Origin of the sequence: Erwinia sp. INIA01 (assembly GCF_025947915.1) — a bacterium.
Lineage (GTDB): Bacteria > Pseudomonadota > Gammaproteobacteria > Enterobacterales > Enterobacteriaceae > Erwinia > Erwinia coffeiphila.
The window spans coordinates 247843-268232 of sequence record NZ_JAPDNC010000008.1; the positions used below are offsets into that span (position 1 = coordinate 247843).

General features: G+C 57.0%; 17 protein-coding genes. 5 read left to right on the forward strand and 12 right to left on the reverse strand.

What is annotated here, in order from left to right; genetic code table 11:
* Nucleotides 1-69: 69 nt before the first annotated feature.
* A complete protein-coding gene (locus tag OMR58_RS15900; protein ID WP_264546375.1) occupies nt 70-888 on the reverse strand; it encodes an alpha/beta fold hydrolase in 819 nt (272 codons plus the stop codon).
* Nucleotides 889-1189: 301 nt separating this feature from the next.
* Here OMR58_RS15900 and OMR58_RS15905 point away from each other — a divergent pair, with 301 nt between their 5' ends.
* The 3 genes from OMR58_RS15905 to OMR58_RS15915 are packed head-to-tail and all read left to right on the forward strand — an operon-like array spanning nt 1190 to nt 3879.
* Nucleotides 1190-1831, forward strand: coding sequence for a hydrolase (locus tag OMR58_RS15905; RefSeq protein WP_123334303.1), 642 nt, complete (start codon nt 1190-1192; stop codon nt 1829-1831).
* 54 nt (nt 1832-1885) lie between these two features.
* Nucleotides 1886-2302 (forward strand): DoxX family protein, encoded by a 417-nt coding sequence (locus tag OMR58_RS15910; RefSeq protein WP_264546376.1) that lies wholly within the window; start codon nt 1886-1888, stop codon nt 2300-2302.
* Nucleotides 2299-3879: an MFS transporter gene (locus OMR58_RS15915; protein WP_264546377.1), complete on the forward strand. Its 1581-nt coding sequence runs from the start codon at nt 2299-2301 to the stop codon at nt 3877-3879. Before OMR58_RS15910 ends, OMR58_RS15915 begins: the two co-directional genes overlap by 4 nt.
* Here the strand turns inward: OMR58_RS15915 and OMR58_RS15920 are convergent.
* Complete coding sequence (locus tag OMR58_RS15920) at nt 3863-4909, reverse strand: LacI family DNA-binding transcriptional regulator (protein WP_200563165.1); 1047 nt, start codon at nt 4907-4909, stop codon at nt 3863-3865. The two genes, OMR58_RS15915 and OMR58_RS15920, sit on opposite strands and share 17 nt — an antisense overlap.
* A 447-nt stretch (nt 4910-5356) precedes the next feature.
* Between OMR58_RS15920 and OMR58_RS15925 the strand changes: the two genes are divergently transcribed.
* On the forward strand, nt 5357-7729 hold the full coding sequence (locus OMR58_RS15925; RefSeq protein WP_200563166.1) for a membrane-bound PQQ-dependent dehydrogenase, glucose/quinate/shikimate family: 2373 nt from the start codon (nt 5357-5359) through the stop codon (nt 7727-7729).
* Between the two features lie 114 nt (nt 7730-7843).
* On the opposite strand, the gene OMR58_RS15930 is transcribed toward OMR58_RS15925, so the two are convergent.
* Genes OMR58_RS15930 through OMR58_RS15940 form a run of 3 tightly spaced genes read right to left on the reverse strand, consistent with a single transcriptional unit; the run spans nt 7844 to nt 10976 of the window.
* Entirely contained in the window at nt 7844-9715 is a 1872-nt protein-coding gene (locus OMR58_RS15930; RefSeq protein WP_444861322.1) for an amidohydrolase, read from the reverse strand.
* On the reverse strand, nt 9705-10289 hold the full coding sequence (locus OMR58_RS15935) for an antibiotic biosynthesis monooxygenase (protein WP_264546378.1): 585 nt from the start codon (nt 10287-10289) through the stop codon (nt 9705-9707). The genes OMR58_RS15930 and OMR58_RS15935 overlap by 11 nt, the downstream gene beginning before the upstream one ends.
* A gap of 45 nt (nt 10290-10334) precedes the next feature.
* Nucleotides 10335-10976 (reverse strand): hydrolase, encoded by a 642-nt coding sequence (locus tag OMR58_RS15940; protein ID WP_264546379.1) that lies wholly within the window; start codon nt 10974-10976, stop codon nt 10335-10337.
* A 130-nt stretch (nt 10977-11106) separates the two neighbouring features.
* Between OMR58_RS15940 and OMR58_RS15945 the strand changes: the two genes are divergently transcribed.
* On the forward strand, nt 11107-12015 hold the full coding sequence (locus tag OMR58_RS15945) for a LysR family transcriptional regulator (RefSeq protein ID WP_105595721.1): 909 nt from the start codon (nt 11107-11109) through the stop codon (nt 12013-12015).
* Nucleotides 12016-12168: 153 nt separating this feature from the next.
* Here the strand turns inward: OMR58_RS15945 and OMR58_RS15950 are convergent, their stop codons facing one another.
* The 7 genes from OMR58_RS15950 to OMR58_RS15980 all read right to left on the reverse strand — a co-directional run bounded on the left by OMR58_RS15950 (nt 12169) and on the right by OMR58_RS15980 (nt 20258).
* A complete protein-coding gene (locus OMR58_RS15950) occupies nt 12169-13656 on the reverse strand; it encodes an FGGY-family carbohydrate kinase (protein ID WP_264546380.1) in 1488 nt (495 codons plus the stop codon).
* Nucleotides 13653-14546: an L-ribulose-5-phosphate 3-epimerase gene (locus OMR58_RS15955; RefSeq protein ID WP_264546381.1), complete on the reverse strand. Its 894-nt coding sequence runs from the start codon at nt 14544-14546 to the stop codon at nt 13653-13655. The genes OMR58_RS15950 and OMR58_RS15955 overlap by 4 nt, the downstream gene beginning before the upstream one ends.
* Complete coding sequence (locus tag OMR58_RS15960) at nt 14546-15592, reverse strand: ABC transporter permease (protein WP_264546382.1); 1047 nt, start codon at nt 15590-15592, stop codon at nt 14546-14548. The genes OMR58_RS15955 and OMR58_RS15960 overlap by 1 nt, the downstream gene beginning before the upstream one ends.
* 13 nt (nt 15593-15605) lie before the next feature.
* Nucleotides 15606-16592, reverse strand: coding sequence for an ABC transporter permease (locus OMR58_RS15965; RefSeq protein ID WP_105595710.1), 987 nt, complete (start codon nt 16590-16592; stop codon nt 15606-15608).
* On the reverse strand, nt 16585-18099 hold the full coding sequence (locus OMR58_RS15970) for a sugar ABC transporter ATP-binding protein (RefSeq protein WP_264546383.1): 1515 nt from the start codon (nt 18097-18099) through the stop codon (nt 16585-16587). The genes OMR58_RS15965 and OMR58_RS15970 overlap by 8 nt, the downstream gene beginning before the upstream one ends.
* A gap of 67 nt (nt 18100-18166) precedes the next feature.
* On the reverse strand, nt 18167-19171 hold the full coding sequence (locus OMR58_RS15975; RefSeq protein ID WP_105595712.1) for a substrate-binding domain-containing protein: 1005 nt from the start codon (nt 19169-19171) through the stop codon (nt 18167-18169).
* Nucleotides 19172-19448: 277 nt separating this feature from the next.
* Nucleotides 19449-20258 carry a DeoR/GlpR family DNA-binding transcription regulator gene (locus OMR58_RS15980; protein WP_105595713.1) on the reverse strand — a complete coding sequence of 270 codons (810 nt, stop codon included), beginning with the start codon at nt 20256-20258 and terminating at the stop codon, nt 19449-19451.
* Between the last annotated feature and the right edge of the window lie 132 nt (nt 20259-20390).

The window sequence follows — 20390 nt, forward strand, 5'->3', positions numbered from 1 at the left end:
TGTCAGAAAAACCTGAGTAATAAAAAAGGGGGCGATTGCAATAATCGCCCCCTTTAATGAGAAGTAAAATTAGCGCTGCAGGAAGGCCAACAGATCCTGGTTCAGCTGGTCCTGATGCGTGACCGCGAAGCCGTGTGGGGCATTGTCATACACTTTCAGCGTTGAGCCTTTAATCATCTCCGCCGCCAGTTTACCGGTGGCTTCAAACGGTACGATCTGGTCGTTACTGCCGTGGATAACCAGCGTTGGCACGTCAATCTTCGCCATATCGCCGCGGAAATCGGTTTCCGAGAAGGCGGTCACACAGTCAATGGTCCCTTTCAGCGAAGCCAGCAGGGCGATATTCAGCGTCTGGGTCAGTACGCCTTCAGAGACGGTCTGGCCTGCGTTGGTGCCGAAGAACGGCGTGCTGAAGTCGCTGATAAACTGAGCGCGGTCTTTACGCAGGCCGTCACGGATACCGGCGAACACCGACTGCTCAACCCCTTCCGGGTGATCGGCCGTCTGGCCGAAGATTGGCGTAACGGCACCGAGCAGTACCAGTGCGTTGATGCGTTCGCTGCCGTAGCGGCCGATGTAGCGGGACACGTCGCCGCCGCCCATCGAGAAGCCCACCAGGGTCACGTCGGTCAGGTCAAGGTGCTGGATCAGGTCGTTGATGTCGGAAGCGAACGTATCGTAGTTGTAGCCTTCCCACGGCTGCTCTGAACGGCCAAAACCACGGCGGTCAAAAGCAATCACGCGGTAGCCGCGCTCGGCGAGGAAATTCATCTGGCTGTCCCACATGTCGGCATCCAGCGGCCAGCCGTGGCTGAACAGTACCGGCTTACCTGTACCCCAGTCTTTGTAATAGATTTGAGTGCCGTCTTGCGTATTGAATGTGCTCATGGTTATTTCCTCGAATCGTTAATTAGGTTAATTACGTCTTGTTGGAATTAATCTTAGATGCCTTGTCGAATGATAGATAACGCAGAGATTTTGATAACTTGTTAGAAAATTCTTATCAACTTATCTTGATGATATGTATGGGTAATCTCTTCTATATAATGGCTAAAAACCTGTCAAAAAAAACTTAACGAGTTGCTAAATTCTTTCCGCTATCCGCTTTTTATCTCCTGCCGTAATCTTATTTCCAGCAGCACAACATCACTCACAAAATTGAAAAACTAAACATTAAGAGGAATTGAAAATGTCTAAATTCGACCTGCTGGACCCACAGAACTCCACCCTGATTTTCATCGACCATCAGCCGCAGATGTCCTTCGGTGTTGCCAACATCGATCGCCAGCAGCTTAAAAATAACACCGTCGCTTTAGCCAAAGCGGGCAAGATTTTTAACGTGCCGACCATCTACACCTCCGTTGAAACCGAAAGCTTCAGCGGCTACATCTGGCCTGAACTGTTAGCGGTTCACCCTGAATCTACGCCGATTGAGCGTACCTCAATGAACTCCTGGGAAGATGAAGCTTTCGTGAAGGCGGTGAAAGCCACCGGCCGCAAAAAGCTGATTATCTCCGCCCTGTGGACCGAAGTGTGCCTGACCTTCCCGGCGCTGATGGCGCTGAAAGAAGGCTTCGAAGTCTACGTGGTGACCGACACCTCCGGCGGCACCAGCGTGGATGCCCACGAGCGTTCCATCGACCGTATGGTGCAGGCCGGTGCGGTGCCGGTGACCTGGCAGCAGGTGCTGCTGGAGTACCAGCGCGACTGGTCACGTAAAGAGACCTACGACGCGGTGATGGACCTGGTACGCGAGCACAGCGGTGCCTACGGCATGGGCGTGGATTACGCCTACACCATGGTCCACAAAGCCCCGGCCCGCAAGGCCTGATCCATTAACCCGATGCCGGAGCCGACCTGAAGGCGGCTCCGGCAGGAGAGAATCATGCGTAATGCCCTTATTCCTGCTTTAACGTCCCGCATGCCGTTCCCGGCCGTTCGCTGGCTGGCGCTGTTAGCCCTCTGTTCCGCCTATATTCAGGGCGGCCTGGTCAAGCTGCTGGACTTCCCCGGCGCGATAGCCGAGATGCAGCATTTTGGTCTGTCACCGGCGGCACCGATGGCCGCTGCGGTGATTGTGCTGGAACTGGGGGCATCACTGATGATCCTGAGCGGCCGCCTGCGATGGCTGGGTGCACTGGCCCTCGCGCTGTTTACCGTGGCCGCGACCTTTATGGCTAACGCATTCTGGCAGGTGCCAGTAGCGGAGCGCGGCATGGTCATGAACGGATTTTTTGAACACCTTGGACTGGCGGGTGCGCTGGTTTACGTCGCCTGCAATGATTTGAGGAACAGCAAATGACCACTAGTACGCAATCAGGGGCTTTCGCTCCGCTGAAACAGGGGCTGTTCGCCGCCATCTGGGCGGCAACCATCCTCGGCAATACCGGGAGCTTTATGCGCGATGTCGCCAGCTCCTGGCTGGTGACCGGGCTGTCTTCCAACCCGGCCGCCGTTGCGCTGATGCAGACCGCCGCGACCTTGCCGATCTTCCTGCTGGCGATCCCTGCCGGGGTGCTGTCGGATATCCTGGACCGCCGTCGCCTGCTGATTTTCGTGCAGCTGCTGCTGGCCAGCGTCAGCGGAACGCTGCTGATTTTGTCGCATAACAACATGCTGACCGTGGAATATCTGGTGGCGTTAACCTTTATCGGCGGGATTGGCGCCGCGCTGATGGGGCCAGCCTGGCAGGCAATTGTGCCGGAGCTGGTGCCGCGCCCGCAGCTGAAAAACGCCGTAGCGCTCAACTCGCTGGGGATCAACATTGCCCGTGCGGTTGGCCCGGCTGCCGGTGGTCTGCTGCTGGCGGCGCTGGGTGCCTGGGCGGCCTACGGTGCCGACGTGCTGAGCTACGTGTTTGTTATTGCCGCGCTGGTTTGGTGGAAGCGTCCGCATAAGGCACAGAACGAACTGTCCGAGCATTTCCTCAGCGCATTCCGGGCGGGGATTCGATACGTGAAGGCCAGCCGCGAACTACACCGCGTATTATTACGGGCGGCTATCTACTTCTTCTTTGCCAGCGCAATCTGGGCGATGCTGCCGCTGGTGGCGCGTAACCTGCTGCAGGGCAGCGCCGGATTCTACGGCATTATGCTCGGCGCAGTGGGTACTGGTGCTATCGTCGGCGCGCTGATTATGCCTGCGCTGCGCCAGCGGATGAACGTTGACGGACTGATGCTGTTTTCCGCCGTGCTCTCTGCGCTGGTGATGGTGGTGATTGCTCTGCTGCCGGTGAAAGCGCTGGCGTTGCCGCTGATGATCCTGCTGGGTATCAGCTGGATCACCGCGCTGACCTCGCTGAACGGCGTGGCACAGGCGGTACTGCCGGACTGGGTACGTGGCCGTGGACTGGCGGTCTACCTGATGATTTTCAACGGGGCGATGGCGGCGGGCAGCCTGGTCTTGGGCCTGGTTGGCCAGCAGATTGGCCTGGTGCCGACGCTGATTGTTGCCGCGCTGCTGCTGCTGATTTCCGCACTGCTCTGTCTGCGCCTGAAACTTCCAGCGGGTGAAGCGGATCTGCAACCTTCCGGGCACTGGGATGCACCCGAGCTGAGTGGTGAAGTGACTACCGATCGCGGCCCGGTGATGATTCAGATTGAGTACCAGGTTGCGGTGGAAGATCGTCCGGCGTTCCTGGCAGAAATTAAGAAGCTGTCGCTGACGCGCCGCCGTGACGGAGCCTATGCCTGGGGGATTGCGGAACACAGCCACGATAGCGGCACGCTGATGGAGTGGTTCCTGGTGGAGTCCTGGCACGAGCATCTGCGCCAGCACCAGCGGGTATCGAATGCCGATGCCGATTTACAGAGCAGCGTGACCCGCTTCCATCAGGGGGAGGATAAACCGAAGGTGCATCACTTTATTTCGCTTCACTGATGGGGTCGGCGGCAGGGTTAAGATGGGACTGGCGGATACGTAGCTCGCCATATCGCCACGGACCCTGCTCGTCAGCCGGAGAACCCAGTAGCCGGTTGAGCGCTTCGGCAATTTGCAGGTCGGAGCGCTGTGCCCAGGTGGTCAGATTCCAGGTAGTGGTTCGCGCTTCTTCCACGTCATCAAAGCCGACAATGCCGATGTGCAGGTCGGCATCATAATCCCGAATCGCCTGCATTGCCCCGAAAGCCAGCACGTCGTTCTCGCAAAACAGCGCATCAATCCGCGACTCAGCAGGCGTTACCCGTAAGTAATCACTCATGGCGCGATACGCGATTTCGCGGTCGTAGTGGTTACATTTCAACAGGATATCCAGCTTTTTCCCCGCCGCCTGTAGCACCGACTGATAGCCTTCCATACGCAGTAAATGGGTGGTTTCCGTGTTGCGGCCTTCCATATAACCAAAGCGTTGATAGCCCTGATCCAGCAGCAGCTGCCCCATCTCCCCGCCTGCTGCGAAACCGTCAATATTGACGACTTCCACATCTGCCGTATCGGTATTGCGGCAGACGTGAACCGACGGCACCTGATGCACGCTTTCGGCGGTGAGGATCAGTTCATCGCTGAGGATGGTGGCGAGAAACAGCAGGCCATCCACCTGCAGCTGTCCGGCCATTTCCAGCACCGAACGATAGTTCTCCTGCGAATCGGTGTTCAGCAGCAGCATCATATAGCCGCGTTCGTTCAGCTGGTGGCTGACTTCACTGAGCATTTTGAGGGTATGCGGGTTGTTAAATTCATCGGTGACCACGCCGATAATATTGGTTTTACGCTGCTTCAGTCCTCTGGCCAGCAGGTTGGGGCGGAATCCCAGTCGGTTAGCGGCTTCCAGTACCTGTTCCCGCACTTTCGGTGAGATAGATGCGCCGTTTTTGAAGGCGCGCAGGACCGTCCATTTTGATACGCCCACCAGTTCGGCAACGTCGCTGGCGGTCGCTTTCTGCTGCTGCTTCTCTCTCACTTTGTTTTTCATCGTTTTATCTTCGTGGCCCTCAGATTACGAGCCACAGAATAAACAAATCCTCACCACGGAGACAGCACGCGCTGGTGATTGTGTTAGCTGCGTCGTTTCTTCGCTGGATAAATTGAGAACAATTATCGTTGCTACCGTTGGCAAAGTTTTGCCAACGGTAGCAAACTCCGGTAACATTTGATCTAAGTCACAAACAACAAACATTGCTGCATCATATTTTTAAATAAATTAACCAGACAGGTTCAAGCCCACAACAAATGTAATGGGTTAGGGATGAGTGTTGCCTGCGTTCAGAGAATATGCCGCAGAAGGGGTGCAGAGGGGGGACGAAATCCGGGAATTACGTATTTAAAATCAGATAATTAGAAAGAACACTACATTGTGCTGGGCAAAAGTTATTTTACCTATCTTCCTGAATGACTTTTTCTTAATGGAAAATATCTCATCATGAATAACAGTAGAAATATTGTGGTTACTATCATCGGGGCAGCTTTGCTGCTGTTGGGCTTAGGCCTGGCGGCGGGCGGCGCGTACCTGATCTCCCTGGGCGGTTCCTGGTTCTATCTGCCTGCCGGTCTGGCAATGGCCGCCAGCGGTCTTGGCCTGATCCGTCAGAAAGGCTGGGCGTTGTATGTTGCCTGGGCACTGCTGATCGTCAGCCTGATCTGGGCATTCAGCGAAGTCGGTACCGACTTCTGGCAGCTGGTGCCGCGTACGGTCACCTTCCTGGTGGTGGCGCTGCTGGTGACGCTGAGTGCGCCAACCCTGCGTAAAGCCGACCTGGGCCGCGTGATTTCCTGCAAGCTGGCCGCCGGTGTTTCTGCGGTGCTGGCGATCGGTATCATCGCTATCTTTGCCGGTATGTTCCGTCCGCATCCTGAAGTGGAAGCCACCGCCGATAAAGTGCCGGTGCTGGATGAGAAAGCCGCGGACGACAGCGGCAACGACTGGACCGCCTACGGCCGTAATACCGGCGGACAGCGCTTCGCACAGTTCGACCAGATCAACACCACTAACGTGAAAGATCTGAAAGTGGCGTGGACCTATCACACCGGCGATCTGGCGATTAACGGTGCCGAATACCAGACCACTCCGCTGAAAGTCGGCAACACCATGTACGTGTGTACGCCGCTGAATAAGGTGATTGCGCTGGACCCGGTGACGGGTAAAGAGAAGTGGCGCTTCGATCCGAAAATCGAAGAGACTTCCGGTAACAAGAACTGGAAACGCTGCCGTGGCGTGGCTTACACCGAGCTGAGCGAGGCGCCGCAGGACGGCACCCAGCCAGCGATTGCCGGTAACAAGCGCATTATCAGCACCACCAACGATGGCCGTATCTTCTCGCTGGATGCCGAAACCGGCAAGCTGGATGAGAGCTTCGGCGACAAAGGTTTCGTTAACCTGCTGAACGGCCTGGGCCCAACCGCGCACGGTTCTTACTACCTGACCTCTGCGCCGCTGGCTGCCGATGGCGTGGTGATGGTGGGCGGTAAGCTGAACGACAACCTGACCACCGGCGAAGCCTCCGGCGTGGTGCGCGGCTATGACTCACGCAGCGGTAAACTGCTGTGGGCATGGGATGCGTCACGCGGTGCGAAAGACAGCACCCCGCTGCCTGAAGGCGAAATCTATCCGATTGAAACGCCGAACTTCTGGGGCACGGCGGCCTACGATGCGAAGCTGGGCATTGCCTACTTCCCTACCGGCAACCAGACTCCGGACTTCTGGACCGGCAACCGCCATCCTTACTCTGACGAGTACAACGACTCCGTGGTGGCCGTTGAGCTGAAAACCGGTAAAGAAGTGTGGCACTTCCGCACTGCGAATCAGGATCAGTTCGACTACGACGTTTCTTCCCAGCCGATTCTGTACGATATGCCAGGTAAAGACGGCACCGTTACGCCGGTACTGATCCAGCTGACCAAACGTGGCCAGGTGTTTGTACTGGATCGCCGTACCGGTAAGCCGGTGGTGGAAGTGGAACAGCGCAAAGTGTCGACCGACGCAATGCCGGGCATGAAAGTGGCCGAAACCCAGCCGTACTCGGCGATTTCCGTGGGCACCAAGGCGCTGAAAGAGTCCGATATGTGGGGCGCATCAATCTTCGACCAGCTCTACTGCCGCGTGCAGTTTAAAGAGATGCGTTGGGAAGGCGAATTCACCCCGCTGTCCGATAAAAAACGTACGCTGATCTACCCGGGCTACTACGGTGGCTTTAACTGGGGCGGCGGTGCGATTGACGTTTCTACCGGTACGCTGATCGTTAACGATATCCGCATGGCGCAGTGGGGCCAGTTTATCAAGCGTGAAGATGCCGATGCCCGTGGCCTGCAGGCAACGACCGAAGGGGAATACTCCGAGCAGCTGGGCACCCCATGGGGCGTTGAGCGCGGCATGTTTATCTCTCCGCTGGGCGTACCGTGCTTCAAGCCGCCGTTCGGTTCGATGACCGCTATCGATCTGGCGACCGGTAAAACCCGCTGGCAGGTTCCGATGGGCACCATCAAGGATGCACCAATCCACGGCGTCGCGCCGGGTCTGGATATCCCTCTGGGTATGCCAACCATGGGCGGCCCGCTGGTGACCAAAGGCGGCCTGACCTTCTTCCACGGTTCTCTGGACTACTACGTTCGCGCACTGGATAACAACACCGGTAAAGAGCTGTGGCGTGGTCGTCTGCCGGTTGGCGGACAGGGTGCGCCGATGACCTATATCGGTGAAGACGGTAAGCAGTACATCGTGGTGGTTGCGGGTGGCGCAACCCGTACCGGAACCAACGACAACCGTGGCGATGACGTGATCGCTTACGCGCTGCCGTAACTTTCCGTAAAACGATCGAGCCGGGTTAAGCAGACGCTTAGCCCGGCTTTTTTTATGCCTGAGGGATTACAGCGAAGGGGCGTGCAGCAGTTGGAGACGGTTCAGATGACGCTATCAGAACGCAAAGCAGGAACAGCCCAGCGCACCCCAGAAGGCATTGTCATCCGAGACAGGCACCGTTGAGCGGCGCGCCACGTCGTGCGAGTGGCTGTGCACACCGCAGGGACCGCTGCACTGGTGCGGCTGCGAGGCGAAGGCGGCACGGCCGTTGGCCTGCGGCGGCGCACTGCGGTAGTGGCCGGGTACGGTGACCACGGGTGACCACTCCGGCAACACCGGCACCGGCGGCGGTGACAGCGGGGTGAAGCCGCCAGCGGCATAAACGATTTCGCCATCGACCACGGTCAGCACAGATTCAATCCCTTTAATCGCCTCTTCCGTCACGCTGAAGTAGTCCTGCGACAGAATGGCGAGGTCCGCCAGCTGGCCGACTTTGATCTGGCCTTTTTTGCCCTGCTCGCTGGAGAACCAGGAGCTGCCCTGGGTCCACAGCATCAGCGCGGTTTCACGATCCAGGCGGGCACTGTCGTCGTACATCGCCATGCCGCCCACGGTACGGCCGGAAACCAGCCAGTAAAGCGCGGTCCACGGATTGTAGCTGGCGACGCGGGTCGCGTCGGTGCCCAGACCTACCGGCACGCCGGCGTTGAGCATTTTGGCTACCGGCGGCGTGTGTTTCACCGCTTCTTTACCGTAGCGATCGGCGAAGTATTCGCCCTGGAACGCCATACGGTGCTGCACGGCGATACCGCCGTCGAGCGCCTTAACGCGATCGATGTTGGCTTCGGTAATGGTTTCCGCATGGTCAAAGAACCAGTGCAGGCCGTTAAACGGAATATCGCGGTTCACCTTCTCGAACACGTCCAGCATGCGGCTGATGGATTCGTTGTAGGTGGCGTGCAGGCGGAACGGCCAGCGGTGCTCAACCAGGTGGCGCACCACGCGCTCCAGCTCATCTTCCATCCCCGGTGCCAGGTCCGGACGCGGCTCAAGGAAATCCTCGAAGTCGGCGGCGGAGAACACCAGCATTTCACCAGCACCGTTGTGGCGATAGAAGTCGGTGCCCTGGCCCGGTTTCAGCATATCGGTCCACTTCTCGAAATCTTCCAGCTCGTGGCCGGGGCGCTGGGTAAACAGGTTATAGGCGATACGCACCGTCAGCTGCTTTTTCGCGTGCAGCTCGGAGATCACTTCGTAATCGTCCGGGTAGTTCTGGAAGCCGCCGCCCGCATCAATGGCGCTGGTCAGGCCCAGACGGTTCAACTCACGCATAAACTGGCGAGTGGAGTTCACCTGCTGGTCCAGCGGCAGCTTCGGCCCTTTTGCCAGCGTTGAATACAGCAGCATCGCATTCGGGCGGGCAATCAGCATGCCGGTCGGATTGCCGTTGCTGTCGCGCTGGATCTCGCCCCCCGGCGGGTTCGGCGTATCGCGGGTATAGCCCACCACGCGCAGGGCGGCGCGGTTCAGCAGGGCACGGTCGTAAAGGTGCAGAATAAATACCGGGGTGTCCGGTGCTGCTTCATTGATCTCGTCCAGTGTCGGCATGCGGCGCTCGGCAAATTGGAATTCGTTCCAGCCGCCCACTACACGCACCCACTGTGGGTTCGGGGTGCGCAGCGCCTGCTCTTTCAGCATCCGCAGCGCGTCGGCCAGCGACGGCACGCCTTCCCAGCGCAGTTCGAGGTTGTAGTTCAGGCCGCCGCGGATCAGGTGCAGGTGCGAGTCGTTCAGGCCCGGAATCCCGGTGTGGCCCTTCAGATCGACAACTTTGGTGTCGTGACCGGCAAACTGCATCACTTCCGCTTCGCTACCGACGGCGAGGAATTTGCCGTCTTTGATGGCCACGGCGGTCGCCAGCGGGTTTTCACGATCGACGGTGTGGAAATTGCCGTTGGTCAGGATCAATGAAGCACTATTCATCATTACTCTCCAGGTTCTGTTTCCCGCGCGGTGCGAGCCAGTTAGCTAATAAACGTGTTACCACCGGCATCCACATAAACACCACCAGGGCGACAACGGATGCGTCGTTAAGAAAATGTCCCCACAGCGTGCCTTTGGCCGCGGGCAGTACCGTTCCCCAAAACCACGGCACCAGATTGGTGGAGGGATAGATCACCGCCAGGGTGATGAGAAACTGCTTCCACTTTTTCGGCGCTTTGCGCTCCATGGTTGGCGGGGTAAACCAGAATGCCGCGCCCGGCCGCAGTTCAATATGTTCCGGACCGCACAGCATGGCCGGTAGTTCGGCGATCAGCGCGTGGCGCTGGGTCGAGTTAATCCAGCGATAAAGATTATCCAGCGTGTCAAACCTGATCAGCACCGTATACGTTTGTTCCCCGTGAACCGGTCTTAAAATGTTAACGCCGAGGTGGCCGTCGAATAATGCCGCTTGCGGCATCACTTTTTCCAGCCACTGTTCATACTCCGGCTGCTTACCCGCCAGCAGACGGTGGGTGATAACCAGGGTCACGTGCTCAGGCTGATGTGGATAATCCATGTTACTCTCCTAAACGCCCCCGGATGCGAGCCGGGGGCCGGGGGATCAGGCTTTGCGGGCCGGGGCTTTGTGGACCATGGTGTAGGCGTAATCCACGCCCATGCCGTAGGCACCGCTGTGCTCGCGTACCAGGTCCATCACCGCGTCGTAGGTCTCTTTACGTGACCAGTCGCGCTGGTACTCCAGCAGCACCTGCTGCCAGGTCACCGGCACCGCACCGGCCTGCACCATACGGTCGATGGAACGCTCGTGGGCATCCACGCTGGTGCCGCCGGAGGTGTCGGTCACCACGTAGACTTCGAAGCCTTCTTTCAGCGCCATCAGCGCCGGGAAAGTCAGGCACACTTCGGTCCACAGGGCGGAGATAATCAGCTTTTTGCGGCCGGTGGCTTTCACCGCTTTGACGAAGGCTTCATCTTCCCAGGAGTTCATTGAGGTGCGTTCAATCGGCGTAGACTCCGGGTTAACCGCCAGCAGTTCAGGCCAGATGTAGCCGCTGAAGCTTTCGGTTTCAACCGAGGTATAAATAGTCGGCACGTTAAAAATTTTGCCTGCTTTGGCTAAAGCAACGGTGTTATTTTTAAGCTGCTGGCGATCGATATTGGCGACGCCGAAAGACATTTGTGGCTGGTGGTCGATGAAAATCAGGGTGGAGTTCTGTGGGTCCAGCAGGTCAAGTTTAGACATTTTTTAATCCTCGTTAAGTTGTTGGTTTGCAGTTCGTCTTGCGTGTTTAAACAATACGAGAGGCGAGCTTTGGTTGATAACGGAAAGAATTTAGGTTGTTGTTAAACAATTTTTGGGTTTGGGGAACACCATGCGATTAAACCTTGAAGCGCTGCTGATTCTGGATGCGCTGGACCGGCACGGCACCTTTGCCGCAGCGGCGGCCAGGCTGTTTAAAACGGCCTCCGCGCTGAGCTATACCGTGCAAAAAATGGAGAGTGACCTGAATATCACGCTGCTGGATCGCTCCGGCCATCGTGCGACATTCACGCCAACCGGCAGGCTGATGCTGGAGAAAGGACGCGTTTTATTACGGGCGGTTGGCGAACTTGAGCAGCAGGCGCAGTACGTGGAAAGCGGCTGGGAGAGCAAGCTCACCATCAGTCTGGATGCCTCGGTGCCGTTTTCACTGCTCTCCGGGCTGATTGATGAGTTTTACCAGCAGCACCAGCACACGCGGCTGATGTTCCGCCACGACGTGCTGGCCGGATGTTGGGAAGCGCTGAGCTACGGCGATGCCGATATTGTGTTTGGTGCTGTGCAGCAGCCCGCGCGCCATGCGGGCGTTGAGTGCGTGCCGATTGGCTGGCTGGAATATGTCTTTGCCATTGCGCCGGAGCATCCGCTGGCCGCGCTGCCTGAACCGCTGCTGCGCGATCAGATCCGCCAGTATCGTGCGGTGGTCGTGCGCGACAGCTCACGCCATGCGGAGGGAATGGATCTGAGGATTCTCGACGATCAGCCGATCCTCAGCGTGCACAGCTTTAGCGATAAGGTACAGGCGCAGGTGGCGGGGCTCGGCTGCGGCTATCTGCCGCGCTATCTGGCCGCACCGCATCTGGAAAGCGGCGCGCTGGTTGAGCGCCAGCTGGATAGCGAAACCCGCCGAGACCAGGCGTTTCTGGCGTGGAAGTCCAGCGCTACCGGCAATGCAGCAATGTGGTGGCGCGAGCGGCTACAAAACTTCAACGGCATTCACGAAGTGTACGTTCCGGCCTGACGGCTGGGTTTGACCGCCGTCTCCCGCCGTGCCGGTTAACGGTTCCGGCTCCCGGCCAGGGTAAAGCCCCGGCCGGGAGCGGATTATTCACCGGCCTCCCACGCGTTTTCATTTAAGAACCGATCGCCGGTGGGCAGCTCAGCGAAAGGGCAATCAGACGATGGCCTTCACTTCACTTAACGCCCCGGCAATCCGCTTGAAGTGTTCAAAGCGTTTTCTCAGCATCGCGTGTTTAGCCGGGTTTGGCTCCAGGCGAAGGGTGGGCGGCTGGCAGTGCTTCATTGCCGTCTGGAAATCAGGGTATTCACCCGCGCCCACCGCGGCACAGATCGCGGCAGCGCGGCAGCCGGACTGCTTCACGTCGACGATTTCCAGCGGCAGGTTGCTGGCGTCGCAGAACATCTGCATCCAGATATCCGAGTGCGTTGGCCCACCGGTAAAGCGGATGATATCGCTGCCCGCGCTGAGGTCCTGCACACGGTCCTGATGCAGCAGATGCGAGAAGACGATGCCCTGATAAATGGCGTAGACCATATCTTCCCGACTGTGGTGGCCGCTTAAGCCAAGGAAGCCGCCGTGCAGGTTGTCGTGGAAGTTGGAGCCGTACAGCCACGGATAAAACAGGATGTTGAGATCCTTTTCGTAGCCGTTTTTCGCCCACTGGTTAAGCTGGCGATAGCTGTCCGGCAGATCCGGGAAGAACTGCTGCACAAACCAGGCGAGGTTGCTGGCCGAGGTCGGGCTGCCTTCATGAACAAAGAAAGTGCCGGGAATGCAGTATTTCCCCCACACGTAGGGATAGTCAGAGGGTTCAATACGGTCGAAAACGCGGGTGGCGATGCTCCAGGTGCCCGCCACGGCGCTGAGGCAGGAACTGTCGTGCACGCCCGAGGCCAGCGCCGCGCCGACAACGTCAAACAGCCCGCCGAACACCGGCGTTCCGGCTTTTAAACCGCACAGCGCGGCGGCCTGTTCGGTGACGTATCCGGCGCATTCGGCGGAACCGATCACCGGCGGCGCTTTCTCTGCCATCTCGGAAATACCGAAGATGTTAAACAGCGTCGGGTCGAATGCCCCCTGCTGCTGGTTAAACAAATTGCTGCCGGAGATATTGGTTTCTTCGCAGGCGAACTCGCCGGTCAGGCAGTAGCGGATATAGTCGTGGACCATCAGAATATAGCCCGCGCGCTGATAGCTGTCCGGCTCATGCTCCTTCAGCCAGCCGAGCAGCGCCGCCGGATGCGACGGCCATAGCTGTTGCAGGCTGCGGCTGTATGCTTCGGCGTCGCGGCCTTCACTTTTCCAGCGGCTGACCAGCGGCTGCGCGCGTGAGTCGGAGGAGACGATGCCGTTACGTACCGGCTGGCCCTGCTTATCCACCAGGTACAGACCCTTACCGTGGGCGGAAAAGCTCACGCCGTGAATCGCCTCTGCCGCAATACCGCTGTCGTTCAGCACCTGGCGAATCACCTGGCTAGTGGCGGACCACAGCTCGGCCATATCGCGCTCGCAGAACCCCATCTGTTCACTGAGCAGCGGGACCGCCAGCTCAACGACTTTGATCTCCTGGCCGTCGGCGGTGTAAATCCCCGCTTTGGTTACCGTCCCGCCTAAATCAACGCCCATAAAGTAGTGGCTCATACTGCCTCCGGGCTGAGCAGCGCGCTACGGGTTTCACCCCAGCCGGCTGCGGCCATTTTGTCTTCAATCCACTGACGGGCGCGAATGATTTCCAGCAGCGGCTCGTCGGCTTTTTCCGTCCACATTTCAACCAGGAAGGTGCCGCGATAGTTCAGGCGGCGCAGGGTTTTAAAGAACTGCACAAAATCAACGCAGCCCTCACCAAACGGCACATCGCGGAACTGGCCCGGCGAGTCCGGCGTGACCGGCAGCGTATCTTTCAGGTGGATAGCCGCAATGCGATCGATACCGCCGGTCAGCTCGCTGTCCACCTCATTTCCCCAGGCGCTGAGGTTGCCGATATCGGGATAGACGGTGAACCACGGTGAGTTAATTTTCGCATTCAGCGCCTGCCACTTGCTGATGGAGTTCATAAACGGCGTGTCCATGATTTCCACCGCGCACATCACCTGCGCCCCGGCGGCCAGCTCAACGGCCCAGGCCACGGAGTCCTCAAAGCGGGCGATGGTGTCGTCGTCCTGCGGTTCGTAATAGACATCGTAGCCGGCCAGCTGAATGGTACGGATGCCCAGATCCTGCGCCAGCCGCACCGCTTTTTCCATAATGGTATACGCCTGCTGGCGGGTCTGCGCGTCGCGGCTGCCGAACGGAAAGCGGCGGTGTGCCGACAGGCACAGGGTGGGAATGCGCACGCCGGTCTGCTGAATCGCCTGGATGATCTCCATGCGCTCTGCCTGCGTCCAGTCCAGTCGCGCCAGGCGTTCGTCGCTTTCATCCACCGACATCTCGACAAAATCAAACCCGCAGGATTTTGCCACGGCCAGCTTCTCCACCCAGTTGGTCCCTTTCGGCAGCGCCTTCTCGTAAATCCCTAATGGATGCTTACGCATTATCTTTCCCCACGTGTTGCCAGCAGCTGCTGGTGCTTTTTCCGGTTCAGCTTCATCGCCCGCTGCGCCTGCCATTTGTTTTTAAAGAATTTGAACGCCAGGGCGAAAATCAGCGTGATGCCCCATACCGCCAGATTGAAGTGCAGGCTGACCCCCGCCAGGCTCAGCCCGGTGGCGATCACCTGCAGCACCAGCAGCGCGCAGAAGACGTGGATCACTTTGCCCACGCCGCCGAACGGGTCGGTCCCGCCCAGCACAATCGCCAGCACCGTCAGCAGCAGATACGAATCGCCGTAGCCCATGCGCGCCGAGTTAAAGCGGGCCATCATGATCAGCCCCGCCAGCACGCACAGCAGGCTGGAAATGGCGTAAATCGCCATCATGATGCGGTCGGTGCGGATGCCGCTGAACCAGGTGGCGTTGATGTTGCTGCCGCACATGTAGATATTTTTGCCGAGGCGCGTTCTGCCCAGTAGCAGGGCTAAAAATACGGTGGCGACGATAAAGATAATCAGTGGAACCGGGATCCCCCAGACCACTTCCGATCCCATACTGCGCACGATTGGCGGCATGCCGCTCAGCGCCGCGCCTTTGGTCAGGTACACACCAATGCCGCTGATAATGGTCATGCTGCCGAGAGTCACCAGAATCGGGTGCGCACCCACGCGGGAAATCATCAGCCCGGTCAGCACGCCAATCAGCACCGCAATCACTGCCGCAGCCAGCAGCGCCAGCACCAGCCACATCAGCTGCACGCCGATGCTGGCATCAACCGGAACGTAGTGAATCAGCAGCCAGGCCATAAACAGGCTGGTGAGGTTGGCCGTGCCGATAATCGACAGATTCAGGCCACCGCTCAGCATCGGTACAAACATCGCAAAGGTCAGCAGGCCGAGTTCCGGCAGCTGAAACGCAATGCTCAGAAAGGTGTTTTCGGTTAGAAAGCGGCCCGGCATCGCCAGTGAAAAGGCCACCGTGGCAATCAGGCAGATACCGAGCAGCCCGGTGCTGGTGCCGTCCAGAGGTAAAAAGGGTTTATTTTTCATTAAACAGTCTCCGTCAGACGAAGCCGACATCGGTTTCTTTGCGTTTCTTGTAGTGGGTGACGCAGATCGCGGCGACGATAACGACGCCAATCACGATGTTGACGAAATAGCTGGAAACGCCGATCAGGTTCAGGCCGTTTTTCAGAATGCCGATCAGGAATACGCCCATCAGCGTGCCAATCACCGAACCTCTGCCGCCGGAGAGACTGGCACCGCCCAGCACCGCCGCCGCCAGCACATCCAGCTCGCCGCCGACCAGCGCGTTAGGCACCACTTCGCTCATGCGGTACGCCTGCAGCATGCCGCCAATCGCCGCCGCCGCGCCTAAATAGCCGTAGGCAAACAGATAGATAACGGAGACGCGGATGCCGATACGACGAGCGGATTCGTTGCTGCCGCCGACGGCGTAGAGCTGCCGACCGATATGGGTTTTATTCAGCAGCAGCCAGGTCAGCAGCGCCATGCCCAGCATCACCACCACCGGCAGGCCCACCTGATAGCTTTCGCCGCCGTATTCGAAGGGCAGGATAGTACGCTGGCTGATCCACCAGTCGGGCAGGTCGTAAATGCTGTGGCCGTTGGTAATCCACATCAGCATGCCGAACAGCAGCGACTGCATACTGATGGTGATAATGATCGAGACGATATTGAGGTAGTAGATCAGCACGGCGTTAATCAGCCCGAAGACCACACCGCAGACAATCGCCAGCACGATACACAGCAGCGGGCTGGCAATCACATCGTTAAGCAACAGCGAGGCAATAAAATACTGTGCGACAGAAGCCACGGCGGCGAAGGAAATATCAATGCCGCCGGTCACCAGCACCACAAATAAACCCAGCGCGAAAATCCCGGTTACGGCATAGCTTTCGGTCAAATCCAGCAGGTTCTGGATCGACAAAAACTCGCTGCTTAAGGTGGAAAACAGCACCAGCATTAAGGCGATAACCCAGCCCAGCCAGCCTTCGACCGAACGTGGCATTTTAAAAATGTTAGCCATTGATGGCCTCCGCGAGTTGAGGTTCGCTCAGCGTTGAAGGAATTAACTCGTTAACGATTTTTCCCTGCTTCATATGCAGCACGCGATCGCAGTTGTAATAGGCTTCCGGGGCTTCATCGGTAATTAACAGCACCGAAATACCCACGCCGGACAGGCGATGGATTAGCTTGTAGATACTGTCTTTGGCACCGATGTCTACCCCGACGGTGGGCGCATCAAGAATCAACACTTTTGGTCGGGTGAGTATCCATTTCGCCAGCACCACCTTTTGCTGGTTGCCGCCGGAAAGGGTTGAAAGCGGGTTATCCGGGTTGGTCACCTTGATATCCAGATCTTTGATCCACTCCTGCACCAGCGCGTCTTTGCGCTGTTCATCGATCATGTGCCACGGCGTTTTGATCTCATCGAGAATGGAAATCACCATGTTGTCGGCAACCGACTGCGGCAGAATGGCACCCAGCGTCAGACGGTCTTCTGAAACATAGGCAATGCCCATTTCCCGTGCCTGAGTGTTGTCTTTGATCCGGACCTTTTTACCGTCCAGCAGGATCTCACCGCTATCGGGGTGGGTGATACCAAACAGGCTCAGTGCCAGTTCGGTGCGGCCGGAGCCCAGCAGGCCGCACAGGCCCAGTACTTCGCCGCGATGCAGCTGTAAGGAGATATCGTCAAACTGCCCTTTGCGGCTGAGGTGATTCAGCTCCAGCACCACCTTACCCAGCTCGGCGTTTGGCAACTTCTGCTGGTGCTCAATAACTAATCCTGTCATCAGCTCGGTGATTTTGCCGGTAGAGAGCGCGGCGGCGTCCCAGGTGCCGATCTTCTCGCCGTCGCGGATCACGGTAATACGGTCGGAAATCTCTTTCACTTCATCCAGACGGTGGCTGACGAAGACCACGGTGATGTTTTTATCCCGCAGGTAGTTCACCGTGCGCAGCAGCTGGTTCACTTCGGTGCGCGTCAGTGAAGCGGTTGGCTCGTCCATAATCACCAGCCGGGCGTCCGCAACCAGCGCGCGGCAGATGGCGATCTGCTGGCGTTGGGCTATGGGAAGATGCTGCACCAGCGCATCCGGATCGATATTGAACGCCAGCTCGTTGAGGATCTGCTGTGCTTTTTCTTTCAGTTTTTTCTGCTTAAACCAGCCGAAATAGCCCTTAAGGTTGTATTCGAAGGCAATGTTCTCGGCGACGGTCAGATTCGGGAACAGCGACAGGTCCTGATAAATCACCTGAATGCCTAAAGCCCTGGCGCGATCGGGCGTCAGGCGTGCATGGGTTTTGTCGTCGATGATGATTTCGCTACCGGCATCGGGCGCGTAGACGCCGCTGATGGTTTTAATCAGCGTACTTTTACCGCAGCCGTTGGCCCCGGCCAGGCAGTGGACTTCGCCCTGGTTTAAGGTCAGCGTGATGTTTTTTAATGCCTGATGGCCGCCAAAGCTTTTTGACAGCGCGTTCAGCGTGATCAGCGCGGCGGCATTATCGACATTGTTATTATTAAGCATCGTTCTTGCCCTGGTGTTAGACGTGAATAAAGCCGGAGCGCAATGGCTCCGGCGATACGGCTCAGGGTCAGAGGCCCAGTTTCACCAGACGTTTGGTGTTTTCCACATCCAGTTTTTCCGGGTTATCGCTGAGGATGGTGTTGCCTTTGATTTTGATTTCGCCCATGTCGCCCAGTTTGACGCCGTCTTTGATCGGTTCACCGTTCATCATCGCGGTCGCCACCTGTACAAAGACCTTGCCGGCGGTCATTGGGTTAGAGATATAGCCGCCATCGATCGCGCCTTTCTCCAGCAGCTTGATGCCCTGGCCCGGGGTAAACGTACCAAAGACGCAGATATCATTGTTTTTCTTACGCTTGTCGATCGCGCGGCCTGCGCCGATTGGGCCCTGCGAACCGAAGGACATAATGCCTTTCAGATCTTTGTGTTTGGACATCAGGTCATTGGCGGTGCGCATGGAGTCATCTACCGATTCGGCAACGCCAAAACGGTCTTCAACCAGCTGCATTTTCGGGTAGTGTTCTTTCTGATAGGCGATGGCCGCGTTGGCCCAGTCGTTTACCAGCGGAACGGTCAGGCTACCCACGAACATGGCATATTTGCCTTCTTCACCCATGCAGGCGGCCATATCTTTCATATGGTTAGCGCCCATAGTTTGAGTATCGAGCAGTTCAAAGTCCCAGTCCGCATTGGCCTGCGCCGGTGATTCGTGGGTAATCACCTTGATGCCCGCTTCCTGCGCGCGTTTCAGCACCGGCTCCAGCACTTTGGCATCGTTTGGCACTACGCCAATGACATCCACTTTCTTGGCGATCAAATCTTCAATGGCGCGCACCTGCTCGGCCGGGTCGGCGGTGGTTGGCCCCACCTGCCAGGCGTTCACGCCCAGGGCTTTACCTTCTTCTTTAATCCCCTGTTCCATCACGTTAAACCAGGGAATTCCCCCCACTTTCACCACCACGCCCATAGTAAAAGGTTTGTTGGCTTTTTGAGGGACCGCTGCGTCATCAGCCAGGGTGGAAAATGAAGCGATCAGTGAGGCGATTACACAGGGTAAGAGTAATTTTTTCATTATTAGATCCTCAGAAGGTTATTTTAATTATCATGGTTGCCGAATAGTGCATTATTCGGTTTGTTTCCCCTTCGCCATTACACCGTGCGTTGTTAAATAAAATGAGCAGCAACGGCTAACGCAAAGGATGCATTAATCCGCTTTGCCATTGAATAAAACAATGGTGATGGTGTATTTCGGTTCCGGTTATTTATTGCAACTTTCACTGGTATTGACGGTAATAAAATCGTTCTGGCTTATTGCGCCAGAACGGGCGGATTTTATCTTCGCTAAAAAATTACTTGTCGACTTCAATTACACTAAATTCAGGGCTGTCTCCCCAGTTTCTTTCTTCAGCCACTTTATTGGTGATTAAAATATCAATGTCATCGAGCATGCAAATCTTACAAAACGCGAACTGATCGAATTTGCTGGAGTCGGCCAGCAGAATTTTTTTGCCGGAAACCTGTAGCATTACCTGCTTTAAGCGGGCGTTAATTTCACTGCCGTCGCGGATGCCATTTTCCAGATTCAGCCCCTGGCAGGAAAAAAAGAAGGTATTGATCTGAAAGTTACGAATCGCGCTTTCTGCCACCGGGCCGTGGAAATCGTCGTGGCGCTCCGAGTATTCACCGCCGCAGCCGATGATACGTACCTTATCGCGGCAGGCCAGCGCCTGGATGATTTTGACCGAGTTGGTTACGACGGTGATATCAATATCCGGGATCTGTCGTGCGAGGAACCAGCAGGTGCTGCTGTTATCCAGCAGGATGCAGTCGCCGGGCTGAATAAACTGCAGTGCAGCCTTGGCCAGTTTCATCTTAATATCGGGGTGTTCTTCCGTTCTTTTGCGTAGCGATTCTGCCCGATCGATAGTATCCGCTTTATAGAAAGCGTCCTGCACGGGGCGGGTGCGGTCGTCATAGTCATCAAGCGACACTGCGCCGCCAAAGCTGCGGATCAGTTTCTTGTTACGTTCCAGCAGATTTAAATCTCTGCGTATAGTTTCCTGCGAAACGCTGCACATAGTCGACAGTTCAGCAACCAGCGCGGAGCCATTTTGTTGCACATAGCTACAAATCATCTTGTAACGCTCAGCCTGTAACATAAATAGCCCGATTCCATTGCTTATCACATGGACTAATATTCATACTTTTCAGTTTTTTTTAAAGTGACTGATTTCAAGAAACCCGTTAGCTAGTTTTTCCATATGTCTTAATGTGATAATAATCACTATTAA

Coding starts and splice junctions, on each gene's coding strand:
- OMR58_RS15935 (WP_264546378.1), bottom strand. CDS start 10,289: ATGGATTATCCACATCAGCCTGAGCACGTGACCCTGGTTATCACCCAC.
- OMR58_RS15940 (WP_264546379.1), bottom strand. CDS start 10,976: ATGTCTAAACTTGACCTGCTGGACCCACAGAACTCCACCCTGATTTTC.
- OMR58_RS15975 (WP_105595712.1), bottom strand. CDS start 19,171: ATGAAAAAATTACTCTTACCCTGTGTAATCGCCTCACTGATCGCTTCA.
- OMR58_RS15980 (WP_105595713.1), bottom strand. CDS start 20,258: ATGTTACAGGCTGAGCGTTACAAGATGATTTGTAGCTATGTGCAACAA.
- OMR58_RS15900 (WP_264546375.1), bottom strand. CDS start 888: ATGAGCACATTCAATACGCAAGACGGCACTCAAATCTATTACAAAGAC.
- OMR58_RS15960 (WP_264546382.1), bottom strand. CDS start 15,592: ATGAAAAATAAACCCTTTTTACCTCTGGACGGCACCAGCACCGGGCTG.
- OMR58_RS15950 (WP_264546380.1), bottom strand. CDS start 13,656: ATGAGCCACTACTTTATGGGCGTTGATTTAGGCGGGACGGTAACCAAA.
- OMR58_RS15965 (WP_105595710.1), bottom strand. CDS start 16,592: ATGGCTAACATTTTTAAAATGCCACGTTCGGTCGAAGGCTGGCTGGGC.
- OMR58_RS15955 (WP_264546381.1), bottom strand. CDS start 14,546: ATGCGTAAGCATCCATTAGGGATTTACGAGAAGGCGCTGCCGAAAGGG.
- OMR58_RS15910 (WP_264546376.1), top strand. CDS start 1,886: ATGCGTAATGCCCTTATTCCTGCTTTAACGTCCCGCATGCCGTTCCCG.
- OMR58_RS15920 (WP_200563165.1), bottom strand. CDS start 4,909: ATGAAAAACAAAGTGAGAGAGAAGCAGCAGCAGAAAGCGACCGCCAGC.
- OMR58_RS15915 (WP_264546377.1), top strand. CDS start 2,299: ATGACCACTAGTACGCAATCAGGGGCTTTCGCTCCGCTGAAACAGGGG.
- OMR58_RS15925 (WP_200563166.1), top strand. CDS start 5,357: ATGAATAACAGTAGAAATATTGTGGTTACTATCATCGGGGCAGCTTTG.
- OMR58_RS15930 (WP_444861322.1), bottom strand. CDS start 9,715: ATGATGAATAGTGCTTCATTGATCCTGACCAACGGCAATTTCCACACC.
- OMR58_RS15945 (WP_105595721.1), top strand. CDS start 11,107: ATGCGATTAAACCTTGAAGCGCTGCTGATTCTGGATGCGCTGGACCGG.
- OMR58_RS15905 (WP_123334303.1), top strand. CDS start 1,190: ATGTCTAAATTCGACCTGCTGGACCCACAGAACTCCACCCTGATTTTC.
- OMR58_RS15970 (WP_264546383.1), bottom strand. CDS start 18,099: ATGCTTAATAATAACAATGTCGATAATGCCGCCGCGCTGATCACGCTG.